Source organism: uncultured Granulicatella sp., from assembly GCF_963528195.1.
Lineage (GTDB): Bacteria > Bacillota > Bacilli > Lactobacillales > Aerococcaceae > Granulicatella.
In genome coordinates, this window is the sequence record NZ_CAURVN010000006.1 from 21,902 (window position 1) to 41,450 (window position 19,549).

The following is a 19,549-nucleotide window of genomic DNA, read 5'->3' on the forward strand; positions in this document are numbered from 1 at the left end:
CCTGAATGCCATCATGTTAGTAGCAATTCTAATTGGTATTGTAATTGGGATTATCATTCAAGAATTAATCGGTGGGGTAGCGATTGGAATGCTTGGAGGATTTATCACACGATTAATTTATTTAAGAAAAAAATATAAGGATATTAATCCAAAATAAAGGAGAAATCATTATGTCACAAGAATTTTTTGAAGCAGTAGAAAAATTTGAAAAAAAATCAATTAAAGAAGTAGAAAGCTTAATCTCAAGTGGAGAAGAAGTAGTATTATTTATTGGACGTCCAACTTGTCCTTATTGCCGTCGTTTCGCTCCAAAAATGAATGAAGCACGTCAAGCTTTAAATAAACCAGCTATTTTTGTTAATAGTGAAGATGTTACACAACTAAGTGATATTCAATCATTCCGACAAAAATATGGTATTCCAACAGTGCCAGGTCTCTTAGTTGCTAAAGGTGGAGAGGCTCGTGTAGTTTGCGATTCGTCCATTAGCGTTGAAGATATTATTGCATTTGTTAATAAATAAGACTATTTTAATTTAAAAAGGAGGGCGACTTGTATGAACGAAATTAAATGTCCGCACTGTCAAAAGGTTTTTACAATTGATGAACATTCTTATGCAGATATTGTAAGTCAAGTTCGCAATCAAGAATTTACGCAAGAAATTCATCAACAATTAGAATTAGCCAAAAAACAATTTGAAACAGAACAACAGTTAAAATCTCAACAAGCTCAATCTCATTTTGAAGAGAAATTAGCACACTATAGTCAACAAATGGAAGTTCAAGTTGAAAAAGAAAAACATAAATTAGAATTGGAATTATCTAAAATCCAACAAGAACAAGTTGTTTCAAAACAAGAATTGACGCAGCAATATCAAGAAAAAATTACTCAGCAGGAACAAATGATTCAGTCTCTTCAAGCGAAAATTGACGCACAAGAAACAAAAGAAGCCTTACGTGTTTCTCAGTTATCTGCTGAAAAAGATCGTGTTATTGCTGATTTAGAAGCGAAAAATCATTTGCAAGAAAAGGAACAAGAAGTTCAAGCAGCTGCTTTAAAAGAAAAATACGAATTAGAATTACGTCAAAAAGACGAAACGATTGCCTTCTATAAAGATTTTAAAGCAAAACAATCGACAAAAATGATTGGTGAAAGTTTAGAACAACACTGTGAGATTCAATTTAATCAATTAAGAATGACAGCTTTTCCAAGAGCTGAATTTGGTAAAGATAATGATGCTAAAACAGGAAGTAAGGGCGATTATATTTACCGAGAATATGATGATTTTGGGAATGAAATTTTATCGATTATGTTTGAGATGAAAAATGAAAATGATCAAACAGCAACGAAGAAGAAAAATGAACATTTCTTTAAAGAATTGGATAAAGATCGACGTGAAAAAAATTGTGAATATGCGATTTTAGTATCTTTATTAGAAGCAGATAATGAACTATACAATAATGGAATTGTGGATGTCAGTTATGTGTATGAAAAGATGTATGTTGTTAGACCTCAATTCTTTATTCCAATTATTACATTATTAAGAAATGCAGCATTAAATTCATTAAAATATAAACAAGAATTAGCGCAAATGAAAGAGCAACAATTAGATATTACGCATTTTGAAGAAGATTTGCTAGCATTTAAAACAGCCTTTTCTAAAAACTATGAATTAGCGAGTAAGAAATTCAAAACAGCCATTGATGAAATTGATAAAACAATTTCTCATTTACAAAAAACAAAAGATGCGTTGTTATCATCTGAAAATAATTTAAGATTAGCGAATAACAAGGCGACTGATTTAACTGTTAAAAAACTCGTCAAAAATAATGCAACAATGAAACAGAGATTTGAAGAATTAGAATAGGAGAATGAAAAATGGCAAAATTTATCGTAGAACCAGAATTTTGGGAATTATTTCCAGAAGGTCAAGTAAATGTTTTAGTATTAAAAGGGATTAATAATACTGTAGATGAAACAGAAGATCCTTATTTTGAAGGGATTTTACAAGAAGCGTGTCAAAAAGCTCAAGTTCATTTTACTGAAGAAGTGTTTAGTGATAATCTTGTCATTCAACAATGGAGACAAGCCTATTCTAAGTTCAAAACAAAAAAAGGGGCTCGTTCTTCTATTGAGGCTTTATTAAAACGTGTTTCTCAAGGACATACATTCCGATTGATTACTCCATTAGTCGATATTTATAATAGTATTTCTATTGAATATGCTGTTCCATTAGGGGGAGAAGATTTAGATAAAATCCAAGGAGATTTACGCTTAGGTAAAGCTAAAGGTGGAGAAAGTTTCTTCCCATTAGGTGCTGAAGAAGATGCACCAGCATTAGAAGGCGAAATTTGCCACTTCGATAATGATGGCGCTGTATGTCGTTGCTTGAACTGGAGAGAAGCGAAGAGAATGATGTTACAAGAAGAAACAACTAATGCAGTTCTTATAATGGAATCTGTGACAAAAGATCAAGCTGAAAGAGCAACTGTTGCAATGGAAGCATTAAAAAAACGTTGCGAAGAATACTTCAATGTAACAGGAGTAAGTTCGATTGTAACGCCTGAAAATAGCGAAGTTGAATTATAATAGGAAAGTGGTAGAGCAATTGTTCTGCCACTTTTTGAATAGTAAAAAATACAAAAGGAAGGGGGAAGCGAATGCGCAAAATATTACATATTGATATGGATGCTTTTTTTGCATCTGTTGAACAAATGGACCATCCACATTTGAGAGGAAAACCGATTATTGTCGGCGGAAAAGTAAATCAACGTGGTGTGGTGGCAACTTGTTCTTATGAGGCAAGAGCATTTGGAGTACGATCCGCAATGCCAACGAGTAAGGCTATACGATTATGTCCAAAAGCAATCATTGTTCCTCCAAATTTTGAAAGATATCGACAATTAAGTTTACAAATTCGAGAAATATTTCATCGCTATACTCCTATCGTTGAACCGATGTCGATTGATGAAGCTTATCTAGATGTTACAGAAAATTCAAAAAACCAAACTTCTGCAACGATCATTGCCCGAGAAATACAAGAAGCTATTTATAAAGAAGTAGGACTAACATGCTCTGTAGGAGTATCTTTTAATAAATTTTTAGCAAAAATTGCATCTGGCCAACGAAAACCAGCTGGAATTACCGTTATTGACCAAGAATCATTTCCAGAATTTATTAAAACTTTACCTGTTGAAAAATTTTTTGGTGTAGGACAAGCAACTGCAAAAAAATTACATCAGAAAAAATTATTTACTGGAGAAGATATTTTAAATTGTTCAAAAGAATACTTAATCAAACATTTTGGAAAGCAAGGAGAAGCTCTGTATCGACAAGTAAGAGGACAATCGAATGATCAATTAACATTGTATCGTGAAAGAAAATCTTACGGTAAAGAAGAAACTTTATTAGAAGATACTACTGATGAAGAAGTACTACAGAAATATATAGAGCAATTTTCTGAGCAAATATCAAAATGGTTAAAGAAAAATAAATTGGCAGCTAAAACAATAACGATTAAATTAAAACAAAGTGATTTTGAAACAAAAACTAGAAGTAAGACACTCGAGACCTATGTCCAGAGTAAAGAAAAATTAGCTATAGAAGCCTATCATCTATTGATGGAAGAATATAATAATGAATCCATTCGTTTAATTGGTCTGACAGTTTCTCAGTTTGAACAGACGCTTCATTTATTTGAACAAGTAAAGCTGTTTTAAAAATATTAATACAGTTTTTCTAACAGTATATAACACATAATTTGAACTGGAATTTTCATTTATTTTCAATTCATATGAAAAATGATAAAAATATTGCACAAAATGTTCTAAATAAATGTATTGTTTATAAAGATTTTTTTGTAATACTATTCACAAAAAATAAAAAATAAAACTCGAACTTAATTACTTGCATAAGTTAAAAAAGCATGGTAAATTAGTATATGAAAATAATAGAAATGATACAGAAATAAAATTCTGTTTCTTCATTTTTGTTATGAAGCACAATTTCTTAAAGAAAAGGGGAAACAAAAAGTATGGCAACGAAGAAAAAATTCGATCTCGATTCACTTTTCACACCAGACAACTTGAACTTTGAAATGGTTCAAGTATTAGATGAAGAAGGAAAAGTTGTAAATCCAGATTTAGTACCAGATTTATCAGATGATGAATTAGTCGAATTAATGACTGATATGGTTTGGTCACGTATTTTACATGAACGTTCAACAGCGTTAAACCGTCAAGGACGTTTAGGATTTTACGCTCCAACAGCTGGTCAAGAAGCTTCACAATTAGCTTCAATCAAAGCAATTGATAAAGGAGACGTATTATTACCAGGTTACCGTGATGTACCTCAATTAGTAAAACATGGTTTACCATTATCACAAGCATTCTTATGGTCTCGTGGACATGTTGCAGGTAATATGTATCCAGAATCATTAAAAGCTTTACCACCACAAATCATTATTGGTGCACAATATGTTCAAGCAGCAGGGGTTGCATTAGGATTACAAAAACGTGGTAAGAAAAATGTCGCTGTTACTTATACAGGTGACGGAGGTTCTTCACAAGGGGACTTCTATGAAGGAATTAACTATGCTGGTGCATACAAATCACCTGCTATCTTCTTCATTCAAAATAATGGATGGGCTATCTCAACTCCTCGTGAATTACAAACAGCTGCTACAACATTAGCTCAAAAAGCTGTTGCTGCTGGTATTCCAGGTATTCAAGTAGATGGTATGGACCCATTAGCAGTTTATGCCGTAACTAAAAAAGCTCGTGAATATGCAGTTGCAGGAAATGGTCCTGTATTAATCGAAACAATCTGTTTCCGTTATGGTCCTCATACATTATCAGGGGATGATCCAACTCGTTATCAACCAGAAGGGATTCAAGATGCATGGGCTAAAAAAGACCCATTAATTCGTTTCCGTAACTACTTAACAGCTAAAGGCTTATGGTCTGAAGAAAAAGAAAATGAAGTTATTGAAGCAACTAAAGAAGAAATTAAAGAAGCAATCAAAGAAGCTGATAAACAACCAAAACAAAAAGTTTCATTCTTCTTGAAGACAATGTTTGAAGAACCAACAAACGTTATCCAAGAACAACTTGATTACTTTGAAGCAAAGGAGAATAAATAATTATGGCACAAATGACAATGATTCAAGCCATTACGGATGCATTGGCTTTAGAATTAAAACGTGATGAAAATGTCCTAATTTTCGGTGAAGACGTTGGTAAAAACGGAGGAGTTTTCCGTGCAACTCAAGGACTTCAAGATGAATTTGGAGAAGACCGCGTATTCAATACTCCTTTAGCAGAATCAGGTATTGGTGGTTTAGCTATCGGTTTAGCATTAGAAGGTTACCGTCCAGTTCCAGAAATCCAATTCTTTGGATTCGTATTTGAAGTAATGGATAGTGTTGTTGCTCAAGCAGCTCGTTACCGTTACCGTATGGGTGGAACTCGTCAAATGCCTATCGTATTCCGTTCACCATTTGGTGGTGGAGTTCACACACCAGAATTACACTCAGATAACTTAGAAGGTTTAGTAGCACAATCACCAGGTTTGAAAGTCGTTATTCCTTCAAACCCATATGATGCAAAAGGTTTATTAATATCAGCTATTCGTGACAACGATCCAGTTGTTTACTTAGAACATATGAAATTATACCGTTCATTCCGTGAAGAAGTTCCAGAAGAAAGCTATACAGTTCCATTAGGAAAAGCAGCTGTAACTCGTGAAGGTACAGATGTTTCAATTATTACTTACGGAGCTATGGTTCGTGAATCAGTTAAAGCAGCTGAAAACTTAGAAAAAGAAGGTATTTCTGTAGAAGTTATCGACTTACGTACAGTTTCTCCATTAGACTTAGATACAATTTTAGCTTCAGTTCAAAAAACTGGACGTGTTGTAGTTGTACAAGAAGCTCAACGTCAAGCAGGTATCGGCGCAATGGTAATGTCTGAAATTTCAGAACGTGCAATTTTACACTTACAAGCACCAATCGGTCGTGTTGCAGCACCAGATACAATTTTCCCATTTGGTCAAGCTGAAAACGACTGGTTACCAAACGCAAGTGATATTGAAGCAAAAGTTCGCGAAACTTATAATTTTTAATTCGTAAAACCATTCACTAAAGAGCAAAAAGCCCTTCAAAGGTGATTTGCTCTTTAGAATATTTAAGTAAAAATTAAGAAGGGATGTACAAGCATGGCTTTCCAATTTAAAATGCCTGATATCGGTGAAGGTATCGCAGAAGGCGAAATCGTAAAAATCGACATTAAAGTCGGTGACACAATTCAAGAAGATGATATTTTATTCGAAGTACAAAACGACAAATCTGTAGAGGAAATTCCATCTCCAGTAAGTGGTAAAGTATTAGAAGTTAGAGTTCAAGAAGGAACAGTAGCTCGTGTTGGAGACATTATCGTAGTTATCGATGATGGTTCTGGTCCAGCAGAAGCAGCTCCAGCTGCAGCGCCAGCAGCAAGTGCGCCAGCGGCTCCAGCAGCAGGTGTATTCCAATTCAAATTACCAGATATTGGTGAAGGAATTGCAGAAGGTGAAATCGTTAAAATTGATGTTAAAGTAGGCGACACAATTGCTGAAGACGATATTTTATTTGAAGTACAAAATGACAAATCTGTAGAAGAAATTCCTTCTCCAGTAAGTGGAACAATTACTGCAGTTTTAGTATCTGAAGGAACAGTAGCTCGTGTAGGAGATGTTATTGTTGAAATCGCAGCAGAAGGAGTTGCACCAGTTGCATCAGCAGCGCCAGCAGCTAGTCCAGCGCCAGCGGCTCCAGCAGCAAGTACGCCAGCGGCTCCAGCACAACCAACTGGAGTTCCAGCAGCAAGCAATCCTGGTAAATTAGTATTAGCAATGCCATCAGTACGTCAATACGCACGTGAAAAAGGTGTTGATATTACAGCAGTTGTTCCAACTGGTAAAGGCGGACGTATAACTCGTGAAGATATCGATAACTTCGGTGGTGCACCAGTTGCAGCTCCTGCAGTAGAAGCAGCACCAGCAGCTCAAGCGGCAGCACCTGCATCAGCACCAGCGGCTCCAGCAGCGCCAGCAGCTAAACCAGAACCAGCTAAACCATTTGTAGGTTCAGCAGAACGTGAAGAGCGCGTGAAATTAACTCCAATGCGTAAAGCAATTTCTAAAGCAATGGTTAATAGCAAACATACAGCTCCTCACGTAACATTACATGATCAAGTTGAAGTTTCTAAATTATGGGATCACCGTAAGAAATTCAAAGATGTTGCTGCAGCACAAGGTACTAAATTAACATTCTTACCATATGTTGTTAAAGCATTAGCAGTAGCAATGAAGAAATATCCAGTATTAAATGCTTCAATTGATGACGCAACACAAGAAATCGTGTATAAAAACTACATCAATATCGGTATTGCAACTGATACAGATTTAGGATTATTCGTTCCAAATATTAAAGATGCAAATACTAAGAGCATGTTTGGAATTGCTGATGAAATTAATGCATTAGCAGCTAAAGCGCACGAAGGTAAATTAACTGCAGCTGATATGGGACATGGAACAATTACAATTTCAAATATTGGTTCAGTAGGTGGTGGCTGGTTCACTCCAGTTATTAACTACCCTGAAGTAGCTATCTTAGGTGTAGGTACAATCGTTCGTGAACCAGTAATTAACGAAAACGATGAAATCGTAATCGGACGTAACATGAAATTATCATTAAGTTTCGACCACCGTATCGTGGACGGAGCTACTGCTCAAAAAGCAATGAACGAATTAAAACGTTTATTAGCTGATCCAGAATTATTATTAATGGAAGCTTAATTATAAATTAGTTGTACGACGTAAACCCTTTGGTATACGTCGTATGGCTATTGAAAACTTTTAAGAGGTGAAAAAGATGGTAGTAGGCGATTTCGCTATTGAACTAGATACAGTCGTAATTGGTGCCGGCCCTGGTGGTTACGTTGCTGCAATTCGTGCAGCTCAAGAAGGACAAAAAGTTGCGATTATTGAAAAAGAATATATTGGTGGTGTGTGTTTAAATGTTGGATGTATTCCATCTAAAGCATTAATTTCTGCAGGACATCATTATCAAGAAGCTCAACATTCTGAAGTTTTCGGAGTAACTGCTAAAGAGGTAGTATTAGATTTTGCTAAAACTCAAGAATGGAAAGATAATCAAGTAGTTAAAAAATTAACTTCTGGTATTGAGTACTTATTAAAGAAAAATAAAGTAGAAATCATCCGTGGGGAAGCATTCTTAGTTGATGAGCATACATTACGTGTTGTGACAGAAGATGCTGCTCAAACATATTCATTTAACCATGCAATTGTTGCAACTGGTAGTCGTCCAATTGAAATCAAAGGTTTCAAATTTGGTGGACGTGTGATCGATTCAACAGGTGGTTTAGGATTAAAAGATGTTCCTAAGAAATTGGTTGTTATCGGTGGTGGAGTTATCGGTTCAGAATTAGGTGGAGCTTATGCTAACTTAGGTTCTGAAGTAACAATTTTAGAAGGTGCTCCAAGCATTCTATCAATGTTCGATAAAGACATGGTGAAATTAGTAGAAGATGATTTCGCTAAAAAAGGTGTTAAAGTTATTACTTCTGCAATGGCTAAAGAAGCTGTTGACAATGGAGATAGCGTAACAGTTAAATTCGAAGTTGAAGGAAAAGAACAATCAATCGTTGCTGATTATGTAATGGTTGCTGTAGGACGCCGTCCAAATACTGATGAATTAGGATTAGACGTTGTAGGTGTTGAAATGACTGAACGTGGTTTAGTGAAAGTAGACAACCAAGGACGTACAAATATTAAAAATATTTTCGCAATTGGAGATATCGTTCCTGGTGCAGCATTAGCACATAAAGCAAGTTACGAAGGTAAAATTGCTGCTGAAGCAATCTCAGGTAAACCAGTTGCTGTTGACTATCGTGCAATGCCAGCTGTTGCGTTTACAGATCCAGAATTAGCTTCTGTTGGTTATACTCAACAACAAGCGAAAGATGCAGGATTAAAAGTGAAAGCATCTAAATTCCCTCTAGGTGGAAATGGACGTGCAATTTCATTAAATGCAACTGAAGGTTTCGTTCGTTTAATTACAACAAAAGACGATAACGTAATTGTTGGTGCTCAAGTAGCAGGGGTAAATGCAAGTGACTTAATCGCAGAATTAGGTTTAGCTGTTGAAGCAGGAATGAATGCAGAAGATATCGCATTAACAATCCACTCACATCCATCATTAGCTGAAGTAATTATGGATACAGCTGAATTAGCATTAGGAATGCCAATTCATATTTAATAAATTTTACGTTTAAAAGGCCGAGTTTTCTCGGTCTTTTTTGTTTCGATAACATTATGAGTTGCACATCACCTCTAATGGGTATAGAATAGAGTGTAATTTTGAAAAGAAGGAGAGATGGCATGGAAGAAGGACTAGATCAGAAGTTTAATAAAACACAATTAAGAATGAATATTTTTCATATTGTATGGCCTGTTTTTATTGAAGTATTATTAGGTTCTTTATTCGGAATGGTCGATATGATGATGGTAGGTCGTATTCCAGAACATGCAGCTCAAGCAGTTTCTGCTGTTGGCATGACGAACCAACCCGTATTTTTAGGATTAAGTTTTGTTCAAGCGTTGAATGTAGGTGGAACAGCCATCATTGCTCGTTATTATGGAGCAAAAAAATATAAAAATATTAGCTTAGTTTTAAAACATGTGATGTTGTTGGCAATGGTAGGATTTGTATTTCCTATTTCAGTGTTGATGATTTTACTAGCACCCTATGTATTATCTTTTTTAGGGGCAGATACTTCTGTTATTGAAGTAGGGTCAGCTTATTTTCGTGTCATTATGCTAGGATTTATTTTCCAATCATTTTCATTTACGATGACAGCAGCTTTACGTGGGATTGGCGAAACGAAAATTCCAATGCGTAATAATTTAATTGCGAATAGTTTAAATGTACTTGGAAATGCTGTATTAATTTATGGTTTATTTGGTTTCCCAGTTCTTGGAGTAACTGGAGCTGCTATTTCAACAGCGTTAAGTAATGTGATTGCCATGTCGTTAAACTTACGGTATGTGTTATCTAAAAAGAGTGTTTTATATTTAGATTTTAAGGAAAAATTTGAATTTCGTTTTGAAATGATGAAAGATTTAATTCGAATTGGATTACCGACTGCTTTAGAACAATTAGCATTAAGAGTTGGGATTATTTCATTTTTAAATATCGTTTCGGGATTAGGGACTAATGTTTATGCGGCTCATCAAATTTCGTTAAATATTTTAAATCTAACGTATTCACCTGCTCAAGCTTTTGGGATAACGGCTTCTACTTTGATGGGACAATCTTTAGGAGCAAAAAATGAGCAATTGGCAAGAATGTATACTAGAATGTGTCAACGAATTGGTTTTGTCATTGCCATTGGAATGTCACTATTTATCTTTTTCGGTTCGCAAACTTTGGCAGAATTTTATTCAACAAATCCTGAAATTATTCAAAATACAATGATTGCTCTAACAATTGTAGCATTTGTTCAACCGTTCCAAAGTCATCAATTAATTACTTCAGGTGCACTACGAGGAGCAGGGGATACCGTTTGGCCATTGATTGCCATTTTTGTAGGTTCAATTCTTATTCGTGTTAGTTTAGGATATATTTTTGTAAACATCATTGGCTTAGGTTTAGCAGGAGCCTGGTATGCAGTATTTATTGACCAATTTATTCGTTGGCTCATTATTCTATTTAGATTTAAATCAGGAAAATGGAAAAATATACGTATTTCTCTAGATTAGGAGAGGAAAGGATAAGCCTTTTTATTTTCATAAAAAAGGTGTATACTAAGGGGTGTACTTTTTTGAGGAGGGACTTATTTGGCAAATTATAGTTATCCATTAAACTTGGATTGGACTCACCAAGAAATGTCAACGGTTATTTCATTATGGAATGCTGTAGAAGATGCTTATGAACGAGGAATTGAAACAGAATTATTTATCAAACGATATAAAGATTTCAAAACGATTGTAAAAAGTATTGGTGAAGAAAAAAGACTTGGTAAAGAATTTGAATCGGTGTCTGGATATAGTTTATACCGTGTCGTTCAAATGAGTAAAAATGCTTCAAAAAGAATTAAAATGGAACAGTAGAAAGGATGTTAGTTATGGATTTATTTGCAACACATTTATTAGTCAATGATTGGATTATGGAGGCTGGAAATAAAATTCGTCATAGTTTCGGTGAATCAATTACAGTGGATACAAAATCTAGTCGTAATGACTTAGTAACGAATGTTGATAAAGAAATCGAACAATTTTTAATTTCAAAAATTCGTGAACAATTTCCAACACATAAAATTATGGGTGAAGAAGGATTCGGTGACGAATTAACTTCAATGGACGGTTATGTATGGTTAATTGATCCAATCGATGGCACATTAAACTTTGTAAAACGTCAAGAAGATTTTGGAATTATGGTTGCTTTATATAAAGATGGTGTAGGTTTATTAGGTTACATTTATGATGTAATGCGTGATCGTTTTGTTTATGGTATTAAAGATTACGGTGCTTATTGCAATGGTCGTCGCTTATCTAAACCAGAAGTTCATAGTATCGGTGATAGCTCTATTAACGTAAACGGATTTATGTTATTAGAAGCAAATGAAAAAGAAGCAGCTATGATTCGTAAAGCAATGGTAACTCGTACTTATGGAGCTTCTTCAATTGAACATATTCAAGTAGTATTAGGAAAATCTGTTGCTTATGTATCAACATTATTAGCACCATGGGATATTGCTGCTGGTATGGTAATTGCAAAAGAATTAGATTTACACTATAGTACAGTAGACGGAAAAGAAGTAGACTTCTTAGTAGCAAATAAAAAGACTACAGGAGTTATCTGTTCAAAAGATATTGCAGAAGAAATTATTGCAGCATTTAAATAATAATAATCGAGTCGTAAGATTTTTCGGCTCTTTTTTATAAGGAGAATTTATGAATATTGCAGTTTATTGTGCCGCTAGTCAGAGTAATGATTCAACTTTTGATGAAAGAACAGAAGAACTAGGGAACTGGATAGCGAAGAATAACCACACACTTGTATACGGTGGAGGAAATACTGGTTTAATGGGAGTTGTTGCAACCTCAGTTATGAAATCGGGTGGAGAAGTTATTGGTGTCATGCCACAGTTTTTTGTAGAGCGAGAAATTGCTAAAAAAGATATTACAAAACTTCATATTGTTGAAACGATGTCAGAGCGTAAAAACAAAATGATTGAATTAAGTGAAGTGTATATTGCACTTCCAGGAGGACCAGGAACACTAGAAGAAATTGCAGAAGTTGTTTCATGGGTAAGAGTCGGTCAAACGAATGGAATTTGTATTTTCTACAATATGGAAGGCTATTATAATCATTTAGAGGCTTTTTTCAATCACATGGTAACGACAAACTTACTAAGTCAGGAAGATAGAAATCAAATATATTTTGTAAAATCATTAGAAGAAATTGAAAAATTAATCGAAAACTACGAAAAGCGTTAGAGGAGAGTCTGACGCTTTTTAATATTTGGTAAAACTATTTAAATGATCAGTTTTTTGAACAGTAATGAGGTTATAATAGTGAGAGTAGGAAAGTTTAGAGTTATTTTTAGAGGTGTAAAATGGGGTAGATATGTTATGAAAAAGAGTATTATTCTTATATTGATATTAGTTGCCTGTATTTTTGCGTTTAATCATTTTGCCCAGAACAATAGAAATGAGCTTTCTGAATTACAGGCTCCTGTGCAAAATATAAAATTGGAGTATAAAAGTGAGAGAGGATTTGGCAACGATAGGTTTGATATTTACTCTTTTTCTATAGAGGGTGAAGTTAACTTTAATGACGATGTTAGTAATCTTGAAGCGATTTATCGAAAAGAATTTAGAACTATCTTAAATACAGAAAGTAAAAAGAATCCAGAATTAAAAGAAAAACAAGATCAAATAGAAAATCTATTAGGGAATAAACGTTTTGTTTATAAATTTATTAACCTAAAAGGTACTAAAAAATTGTATTTGTATGATTCAGTATCAAAAAAAGGATATTGTTTTATACTAACCATTTGATTTTTGTCGTATAATCATTAATATGATTGAAAAATGATTAAATGAAGGAGATTTTATAGTGAGATACATCCTTTTACTACGTGGAATAAATGTTGGTGGTAAGAATAAAGTTGCCATGAGTGAATTGAAAGTATTATTAGAAAGTTTGAATTTTGAAAATGTTCATTCCTATATTAATAGTGGTAATTTATTTTTAAGTAGTAGTGATACATTCGATACTTGTATTTGCAAAATTAAAAATTTGCTAGAAAGTCATTATGAGTTTTCAATTCCTTTTGCATTATTAACAAAAGAAGAATATTTAGAAGAAAAAGTAAACTTACCAGAGTGGTGGAATGAAGAGTTGGCTAGAAGAGATGTATTATTCTTTTCTTATCAGTTAGATAAAAGCTCGATACTAGAGTTTCTTAACGAAGCAAACTTTCATAATGAGATAGTCCATATAGGAAATCATGCTGTGTTTTGGGGAAAATTTGATGAAGCAGAGTATTTAAAGACAACTTACCATAAACAGTTATTAAAGCAAGAGTTTTATAAGATGATTACGATTCGAAATGGAAACACTTTTGAAAAAATAGCTCAAATTTTAGAAACTGAAAAATAGTTCTAATTTTCATTGCAATGCCATTATCAATAATTCTAATAATTGACATTTAAATTGTTTAAAGTTATTCTTTTTTTAAGATAGAAATATCTCAAATACTTGTTGTTACTTAATAGGCAACTAAAATAAGTTTAAGCTCAAATAGTTGTCGCTTCTCGATATGCGACTCATAAATTATCGAGTTCAAATATTTATTTTATAAAAAAGCGTTTGTGCCATAGATAACAGCAATAGTTTCATTGCAATTGGCATAAACGCTAGTTTTTGTTATAATTAGAAAGTGAGTTTAAGGACAGGAGGATGGCAATGGAAATTGAAAAGACAACTCAGATGAATTTGTTGTTAGAATTTTATGGCAAACTTTTGACTGAAAAACAACTAGGATATATGGAATTATATTACGGGGAAGATTATTCTCTTGGAGAAATTGCAGAAGAATTCGAGGTTAGTCGACAAGCCGTATATGATAATATTCGACGATCTGCTCAATTATTAGAAGATTATGAACAAGAATTACATTTAGTAAATGATTTTTATAAAAGACAAGCTATCTATGATGGAATTGAACAGCATATCAAAAAACATTATCCAAATGATCATCAATTGCAACAATTGATGACAGACTTACAAGAAATGAATAAATAGCCTAATTGAGGAGTGAGAAAATGGCATTTGAAGGATTATCAGATCGCTTGCAAAATGCGATGGGTTCGGTAACAAAAAAAGGAAAAATTACCGAAGCTGATTTAAAACAAATGATGCGTGAAGTTCGTTTAGCGTTATTAGAAGCAGACGTTAACTTCAAAGTTGTAAAAGATTTTGTACGAAAAGTAAATGAACGTGCATTAGGCTCTAATGTATTAGAAGCTTTATCTCCAGCACAACAAGTTGTAAAAATTGTTAATGAAGAATTAACAGAATTAATGGGTGGAGAACAAGCTCCATTCCAATTTTCACCTAAGCCACCTACTGTTGTGATGATGGTTGGTTTACAAGGGGCAGGTAAAACAACAACTGCTGGTAAATTAGCTTCATTCTTAGCAAAACATGAAAACAAACGTCCATTATTAGTAGCTGCCGACGTATACCGTCCAGCCGCTATTGATCAATTACAAACGTTAGGAAAACAATTAAATTATCCAGTATTTTCATTAGGAACAGATGTCAATCCAGTTGAGATTGCTAGACAAGCGATTGAACGTGCAACGATTGAAGGTCGTGATTTAGTCATCATCGATACGGCAGGTCGTTTACATATCGATGAAGCTTTAATGGAAGAATTACAAAATATTAAAGCTATTGCAAATCCAAATGAAATCTTATTAGTTGTCGATGCAATGACAGGGCAAGATGCTGTGAATGTTGCTGAAACATTTAATGAACGTTTAGATATTACTGGGGTTATTTTAACAAAATTAGATGGGGACACTCGTGGTGGTGCAGCTCTATCAATTCGTTCTGTAACAGGCAAACCAATTAAATTCTCTGGTCGTGGAGAAAAATTAGAAGATTTCGAAATTTTCTATCCTGAACGTATGGCTTCTCGTATTCTTGGTATGGGCGATATCATGACTTTAATTGAAAAAGCTCAACAAGATTTTGATGAAGCAAAAGCTCAAGAAATGGCAGATAAAATTAAAGCTAATACATTTGACTTTAATGATTTTATCGACCAATTAGATCAAGTGAATAAAATGGGACCTTTGGAAGATATCTTAAAAATGATTCCAGGGTTAAATAAAATTCCAGGATTAAATGATTTAAAAGTGGATCCAAAAGATACAGCCCGTATGAAAGCTATTGTCTTATCCATGACGCCCGCAGAACGTGAAAATCCAGATATTTTATCACAGGCAAGACGTAAAAGAATTGCAGCAGGTTCAGCTCGTCCATTAGCAGAAGTAAACCGTTTGATTAAACAATTTAATGAGTCTAAAAAAATGATGAATCAAATGTCAAATGGAAATATGCAAGCGATGGAATCAATGATGGGACAATTAGGCATGGGTGGAGGCCGTAATAAATTAGGTCAAATTGCTATGCAACAATATGCTCGTCGTCAAAAACAAAATAAATTGAAAAAATTAAAGAAAAAACGTTAATAAATAGAAGGAGAGTTTGCAATGTCAAAACAAGTATTATTCATTAATGGTTCATTAAGAAAAGAATCTTTTAACCAAACTATTATTGATTATGTACAAGAAAAATTAGTTGAAAAAGGTTATCAAACAAAACAAATTAGTTTTAAAGATGTACCATTTTTCAATCAAGATATTGAATTTCCCGCTCCTGCTATTGTAGAAGAGTATCGTTTAGATTTTGAAGCATCTCAAGCTGTTTGGATTGTATCTCCTGAATATAACGGAAGTTTACCAGGAAGTTTAAAAAATGGTTTAGACTGGATGTCTCGTTCATTAGATATTACTTCTTATGCACCTCCTGCTTATATTGATAGCAAATTAATTGCATTCAGTAGTGCAGCTGGACATTCTGGTGGAGCAAATGTTTTACGTGCTTTAACAGAATTAGCCACTAAAATGCGTATGAATCCACTAGAAAAAACAGTGGGACTTCATATCGGAGCAGGATTCCAAACAGGTGTTTTAACTCTAACAGAGGAAGATAAAGCAGAGTTAGATCAACAAGTGGAATTATTAGTGGAGGCATTAGAAAAATAATAATTGAATGAATTGAAACGACCAGGCTTTTGTCTGGTCTTTTTCTTTGTGCCTGAAATAGTTTTCAGTGGCTTTTTATAAATGAAATATGGTAAGATATTTGGCTATGGATTTTTAGTGAAATGTATAGCAATAAATTGAAAGGATGTAACATGAATGAATAATGAAAAATGGCATGTATTGCCAGCAGTAATTGCGACAGCCATTATGAGTTTCTGCGGTGTATTAATTGAAACGGCAATGAATGTGACATTTCCGACATTAATGCAAGAATTTCAGACAACTTCATCTGGAATTCAATGGGTTACAACAGGTTATTTATTAGCTATTGCGATTGTTGTGCCTATTTCTGCGTATTTAGTACGTAATTTTACAACAAGACAATTATTTTTAGCTTCGAATTTAATTTTTATTATAGGAGTTTTAATCAATTGTATTTCTCCCAATTTAATTATGCTATTATTTGGAAGATTTTTACAAGGAGTTGGTACTGGGATTGCTTTACCATTAATGTTCCATATTGTATTAACTCAAGTACCGATTGAACAGCATGGTATAGTCATTGGATTAGGTTCTATGACAACTGCCTTAGCACCACCTATTGGGCCAACTTTTGGTGGATTAGTTTCAGCAGCTTTAGGATGGAGATTTATTTATTGGATTTTAATTCCATGTTTAGTCATTTCTTTAGTAATTGGTTTATGGGCAATTCCAAAAGAGAAAAGTATTCAAAAATCACCATTTAATGTGCTAGCATTTTTCTTCTTAGCGAATTGTTTAGCTAGTTTATTAATGGCCATTGAACATTTATCTCTTGTATGGCTATTAAGTGCAGTAGTAACGGGTGGATTGTTTGAATATTTCAATCGTAAAAATGCTTTATTATCTTTTGCACCATTTAAAAATCATACGTTTAATGGAATGTTATATGTAGTGTTAGCTTTCCAAGCAACAGTATTAGGTTTATCATTTGTTTATCCAAATTACTTACAATTAGGTTTAAATCAAAGTGTGACAACTGCGGGGCTATTTATGTTCCCTGGTGCAACAATGGTTGCTTTATTAGCTCCTGTTTCAGGTAAATGGTTTGATGTTAAAGGGCCGTTGAAGCCTTTATTAACAGGTTTAATTTTGGCGAGTATTGGTGGAGTATTGATTAGCGTCTTCTTTGAACATTTAGCGATTCTTCCATTATTAGCATTGAATATTATTTTAATGAGTGGAAATGGATTTGTGATGGGAAGTAATGTAACATTTTGTTTAATGCAATTAGACAAGGATGTTCAGGCTGATGGTAATAGTATCGTTAATACTTTACAGCAGTTTACAGGGGCGATTTCTACAACAGTCGTAGCAAGAATTTTTTCTGCGAATATGGATCGATTACCATTTGCTGGAAAATATAGTTTAATGTTTATAACAAGTTTAATTTTATTAGCTTTAGTAATCTTTGTTGTTCAATATAAGAAGACAAGAAAGCCTAGTGAAGTATAACTAAAATTAGTTTTAAATGACTGATTAGCGTAAAAAAATTCAATGAAAAAATTCCTTTTGTAGGCTAGGCCGCCAGCAGCCTCGCATAGCGAGTCTCATGGCTAAACTTCGAGCCTTTGTCTCGAAGTTTGCCTGTAAAAAAATCCATCGTGAAGATGGATTTTTTTACTTTAGCTACAAAGAAATTTTTCTTTTTGAAATTTATAAGATATGATTCTAATTTCCAGTAACAATTTTAGTAGTTTAACTTTATAGGCAAGTTAGAATGCGTTTTCTTCATCCTGTGATATAATCTTAGTGTATTATAAAATAATATGGATTAAAATTTAGGAGCTGATAATTTGAAAAAGGCAATGGTTATTATTAACCCTACTTCTGGAGGAGAACAAGCATTAAATTACAAAGAAAAAATTGAAAATAAAGCAAAAGAATATTTTGAAGTTGTTGAAACACGAATTACTGAAAAAGCTTTAGATGCAACGCATTTTGCTGAAGAAGCAGCCAAAGAAAAATATGAGGCTGTGATTGTTTTCGGTGGAGATGGCACGGTGAATGAAGTTGTTTCAGGTATTGCAGAAAAAGAATATATTCCAAAATTAGGGATTATTCCTGGAGGAACAGGTAATTTAATTACTAAATTAGTACAAATTGATCAAGATATCGATAAAGCAATTGAAAGTTTAGATTTTAATTTAACAAATAAAATTGATATTGGTAAAGCAAATGATCATTATTTTGGATATATCTTCAGTGTAGGTTCATTACCAGAAGCAATTCATAATGTAGAAATTGAAGATAAAACAAAATTTGGAATGTTTGCATATGCAATTAACACAGTAAAATCTGTTATTAGAGATGAAGTTTTTAATATTAAAGTTGAAACAGAAAATGGCAACTATGAAGGAGATGCTAGTCAAGTATTAGTGTTATTATCAAACTATTTCTCTGATAAAAAAATATTTGATGAGAACAAAGTAGGATATGCTAATATTTTAATTTTAAAAGATGCATCTATTTTCTCAAAATTATCATTAATTCCTGATTTGTTAAAAGGGGATGTGGTAGAAAATGATAGTATTGAATATATTAAAGCAAAAACGATTAAAATTTCTTCTGATATTGAAATTGAATCAGATATCGATGGAGATCAATCAGATGATTTACCAGTGGAAATTAAAGTGTTAGGAAATCATATTGAAATCTATTCATATCCAATTGAGGAAGAATAGATAAATAGGCATTCTTTTTAAAAGATTTGTTCGAAGTATCGAAATTACTGTTTTGGTGTATATAAAATTCAAAAGAAAAAATTCCCTTTGTAAGCTAGGCCGCCAGCAGCCACCTTTGGTGTCTCATGGCTAAACTTCAAGCCTAGATCTTGAAGTTTGCCTGTAAAAAAATCCATCTCATGATGGATTTTTTTACTTTAGCTACAAAGAAATTATTTCTTTTTGAATTTTAAAAGAGATAAGCGTAATTTTCAGTACTAATTTTATTTTTAAAAAAATGATGGAACTAAATTTCTTCTTCGATTTGCAAGAGTATAGTGAATCTGTTACTCTAGTTTTAAATTAATAGAAATAAGATTAAAAGGAGCAGAAAAATTTCGCTTATTTAGGCGTATACTTCGCCTTTAATAATCTAAATACATTA

At 33.3% G+C, this 19,549-nt stretch carries 20 protein-coding genes; all 20 read left to right on the forward strand.

Going from position 1 to position 19,549, the window contains the following annotated elements; genetic code table 11:
• Nucleotides 1-13 precede the first annotated feature (13 nt).
• The 20 genes from RWR88_RS03060 to RWR88_RS03155 all read left to right on the forward strand — a co-directional run bounded on the left by RWR88_RS03060 (nt 14) and on the right by RWR88_RS03155 (nt 19,125).
• Nucleotides 14-157, forward strand: a complete 144-nt coding sequence (locus RWR88_RS03060) for a hypothetical protein (protein ID WP_314450617.1) — start codon at nt 14-16, stop codon at nt 155-157.
• 13 nt (nt 158-170) lie between these two features.
• Nucleotides 171-521, forward strand: coding sequence for a thioredoxin domain-containing protein (locus tag RWR88_RS03065; RefSeq protein ID WP_314450618.1), 351 nt, complete (start codon nt 171-173; stop codon nt 519-521).
• Nucleotides 522-554: 33 nt separating this feature from the next.
• Nucleotides 555-1,865 carry a DUF2130 domain-containing protein gene (locus RWR88_RS03070; protein WP_314450619.1) on the forward strand — a complete coding sequence of 437 codons (1,311 nt, stop codon included), beginning with the start codon at nt 555-557 and terminating at the stop codon, nt 1,863-1,865.
• An 11-nt stretch (nt 1,866-1,876) separates the two neighbouring features.
• Nucleotides 1,877-2,587: a phenylalanine--tRNA ligase beta subunit-related protein gene (locus RWR88_RS03075; RefSeq protein WP_314450620.1), complete on the forward strand. Its 711-nt coding sequence runs from the start codon at nt 1,877-1,879 to the stop codon at nt 2,585-2,587.
• Nucleotides 2,588-2,658: 71 nt separating this feature from the next.
• Entirely contained in the window at nt 2,659-3,717 is a 1,059-nt protein-coding gene (gene dinB / locus RWR88_RS03080) for a DNA polymerase IV (RefSeq protein WP_314450621.1), read from the forward strand.
• A 314-nt stretch (nt 3,718-4,031) separates the two neighbouring features.
• Entirely contained in the window at nt 4,032-5,138 is a 1,107-nt protein-coding gene (gene pdhA, locus RWR88_RS03085) for a pyruvate dehydrogenase (acetyl-transferring) E1 component subunit alpha (RefSeq protein ID WP_314450622.1), read from the forward strand.
• Nucleotides 5,139-5,140: 2 nt separating this feature from the next.
• Nucleotides 5,141-6,118, forward strand: a complete 978-nt coding sequence (locus RWR88_RS03090; protein ID WP_006702450.1) for an alpha-ketoacid dehydrogenase subunit beta — start codon at nt 5,141-5,143, stop codon at nt 6,116-6,118.
• A gap of 93 nt (nt 6,119-6,211) precedes the next feature.
• Nucleotides 6,212-7,831, forward strand: a complete 1,620-nt coding sequence (locus RWR88_RS03095; RefSeq protein ID WP_314450623.1) for a 2-oxo acid dehydrogenase subunit E2 — start codon at nt 6,212-6,214, stop codon at nt 7,829-7,831.
• A gap of 76 nt (nt 7,832-7,907) precedes the next feature.
• On the forward strand, nt 7,908-9,314 hold the full coding sequence (gene lpdA, locus RWR88_RS03100) for a dihydrolipoyl dehydrogenase (RefSeq protein ID WP_314348705.1): 1,407 nt from the start codon (nt 7,908-7,910) through the stop codon (nt 9,312-9,314).
• A 122-nt stretch (nt 9,315-9,436) separates the two neighbouring features.
• Entirely contained in the window at nt 9,437-10,816 is a 1,380-nt protein-coding gene (locus RWR88_RS03105) for an MATE family efflux transporter (RefSeq protein ID WP_314450625.1), read from the forward strand.
• Between the two features lie 78 nt (nt 10,817-10,894).
• Complete coding sequence (locus RWR88_RS03110; protein WP_314450626.1) at nt 10,895-11,167, forward strand: UPF0223 family protein; 273 nt, start codon at nt 10,895-10,897, stop codon at nt 11,165-11,167.
• A 14-nt stretch (nt 11,168-11,181) separates the two neighbouring features.
• The gene (locus RWR88_RS03115; protein WP_314450627.1) at nt 11,182-11,961 is read left to right on the forward strand and encodes an inositol monophosphatase family protein; all 780 of its coding nucleotides are present in this window, start codon (nt 11,182-11,184) and stop codon (nt 11,959-11,961) included.
• A 49-nt stretch (nt 11,962-12,010) separates the two neighbouring features.
• A complete protein-coding gene (locus RWR88_RS03120) occupies nt 12,011-12,556 on the forward strand; it encodes a TIGR00730 family Rossman fold protein (protein WP_314450628.1) in 546 nt (181 codons plus the stop codon).
• 78 nt (nt 12,557-12,634) lie between these two features.
• Nucleotides 12,635-13,120: a hypothetical protein gene (locus tag RWR88_RS03125; RefSeq protein ID WP_314450629.1), complete on the forward strand. Its 486-nt coding sequence runs from the start codon at nt 12,635-12,637 to the stop codon at nt 13,118-13,120.
• 58 nt (nt 13,121-13,178) lie between these two features.
• The gene (locus RWR88_RS03130; RefSeq protein ID WP_314450630.1) at nt 13,179-13,724 is read left to right on the forward strand and encodes a DUF1697 domain-containing protein; all 546 of its coding nucleotides are present in this window, start codon (nt 13,179-13,181) and stop codon (nt 13,722-13,724) included.
• Nucleotides 13,725-14,030: 306 nt separating this feature from the next.
• Nucleotides 14,031-14,369, forward strand: a complete 339-nt coding sequence (locus RWR88_RS03135; RefSeq protein WP_314450631.1) for a putative DNA-binding protein — start codon at nt 14,031-14,033, stop codon at nt 14,367-14,369.
• A gap of 20 nt (nt 14,370-14,389) precedes the next feature.
• Entirely contained in the window at nt 14,390-15,826 is a 1,437-nt protein-coding gene (gene ffh / locus RWR88_RS03140) for a signal recognition particle protein (protein ID WP_314450632.1), read from the forward strand.
• Between the two features lie 21 nt (nt 15,827-15,847).
• The gene (locus tag RWR88_RS03145; RefSeq protein ID WP_314450633.1) at nt 15,848-16,402 is read left to right on the forward strand and encodes an NADPH-dependent FMN reductase; all 555 of its coding nucleotides are present in this window, start codon (nt 15,848-15,850) and stop codon (nt 16,400-16,402) included.
• Nucleotides 16,403-16,558: 156 nt separating this feature from the next.
• Complete coding sequence (locus RWR88_RS03150) at nt 16,559-17,896, forward strand: MFS transporter (protein ID WP_314450634.1); 1,338 nt, start codon at nt 16,559-16,561, stop codon at nt 17,894-17,896.
• 341 nt (nt 17,897-18,237) lie between these two features.
• Nucleotides 18,238-19,125 carry a diacylglycerol kinase family lipid kinase gene (locus RWR88_RS03155; protein WP_314450635.1) on the forward strand — a complete coding sequence of 296 codons (888 nt, stop codon included), beginning with the start codon at nt 18,238-18,240 and terminating at the stop codon, nt 19,123-19,125.
• Nucleotides 19,126-19,549 lie beyond the last annotated feature (424 nt).

Bases quoted from the DNA above. Each gene is read 5' to 3' on its own strand.
- ffh (WP_314450632.1), top strand. From the start codon at position 14,390: ATGGCATTTGAAGGATTATCAGATCGCTTGCAAAATGCGATGGGTTCG.
- RWR88_RS03075 (WP_314450620.1), top strand. From the start codon at position 1,877: ATGGCAAAATTTATCGTAGAACCAGAATTTTGGGAATTATTTCCAGAA.
- RWR88_RS03105 (WP_314450625.1), top strand. From the start codon at position 9,437: ATGGAAGAAGGACTAGATCAGAAGTTTAATAAAACACAATTAAGAATG.
- lpdA (WP_314348705.1), top strand. From the start codon at position 7,908: ATGGTAGTAGGCGATTTCGCTATTGAACTAGATACAGTCGTAATTGGT.
- RWR88_RS03095 (WP_314450623.1), top strand. From the start codon at position 6,212: ATGGCTTTCCAATTTAAAATGCCTGATATCGGTGAAGGTATCGCAGAA.
- pdhA (WP_314450622.1), top strand. From the start codon at position 4,032: ATGGCAACGAAGAAAAAATTCGATCTCGATTCACTTTTCACACCAGAC.
- dinB (WP_314450621.1), top strand. From the start codon at position 2,659: ATGCGCAAAATATTACATATTGATATGGATGCTTTTTTTGCATCTGTT.
- RWR88_RS03060 (WP_314450617.1), top strand. From the start codon at position 14: ATGTTAGTAGCAATTCTAATTGGTATTGTAATTGGGATTATCATTCAA.
- RWR88_RS03090 (WP_006702450.1), top strand. From the start codon at position 5,141: ATGGCACAAATGACAATGATTCAAGCCATTACGGATGCATTGGCTTTA.
- RWR88_RS03120 (WP_314450628.1), top strand. From the start codon at position 12,011: ATGAATATTGCAGTTTATTGTGCCGCTAGTCAGAGTAATGATTCAACT.
- RWR88_RS03115 (WP_314450627.1), top strand. From the start codon at position 11,182: ATGGATTTATTTGCAACACATTTATTAGTCAATGATTGGATTATGGAG.
- RWR88_RS03070 (WP_314450619.1), top strand. From the start codon at position 555: ATGAACGAAATTAAATGTCCGCACTGTCAAAAGGTTTTTACAATTGAT.
- RWR88_RS03150 (WP_314450634.1), top strand. From the start codon at position 16,559: ATGAATAATGAAAAATGGCATGTATTGCCAGCAGTAATTGCGACAGCC.
- RWR88_RS03145 (WP_314450633.1), top strand. From the start codon at position 15,848: ATGTCAAAACAAGTATTATTCATTAATGGTTCATTAAGAAAAGAATCT.
- RWR88_RS03135 (WP_314450631.1), top strand. From the start codon at position 14,031: ATGGAAATTGAAAAGACAACTCAGATGAATTTGTTGTTAGAATTTTAT.
- RWR88_RS03065 (WP_314450618.1), top strand. From the start codon at position 171: ATGTCACAAGAATTTTTTGAAGCAGTAGAAAAATTTGAAAAAAAATCA.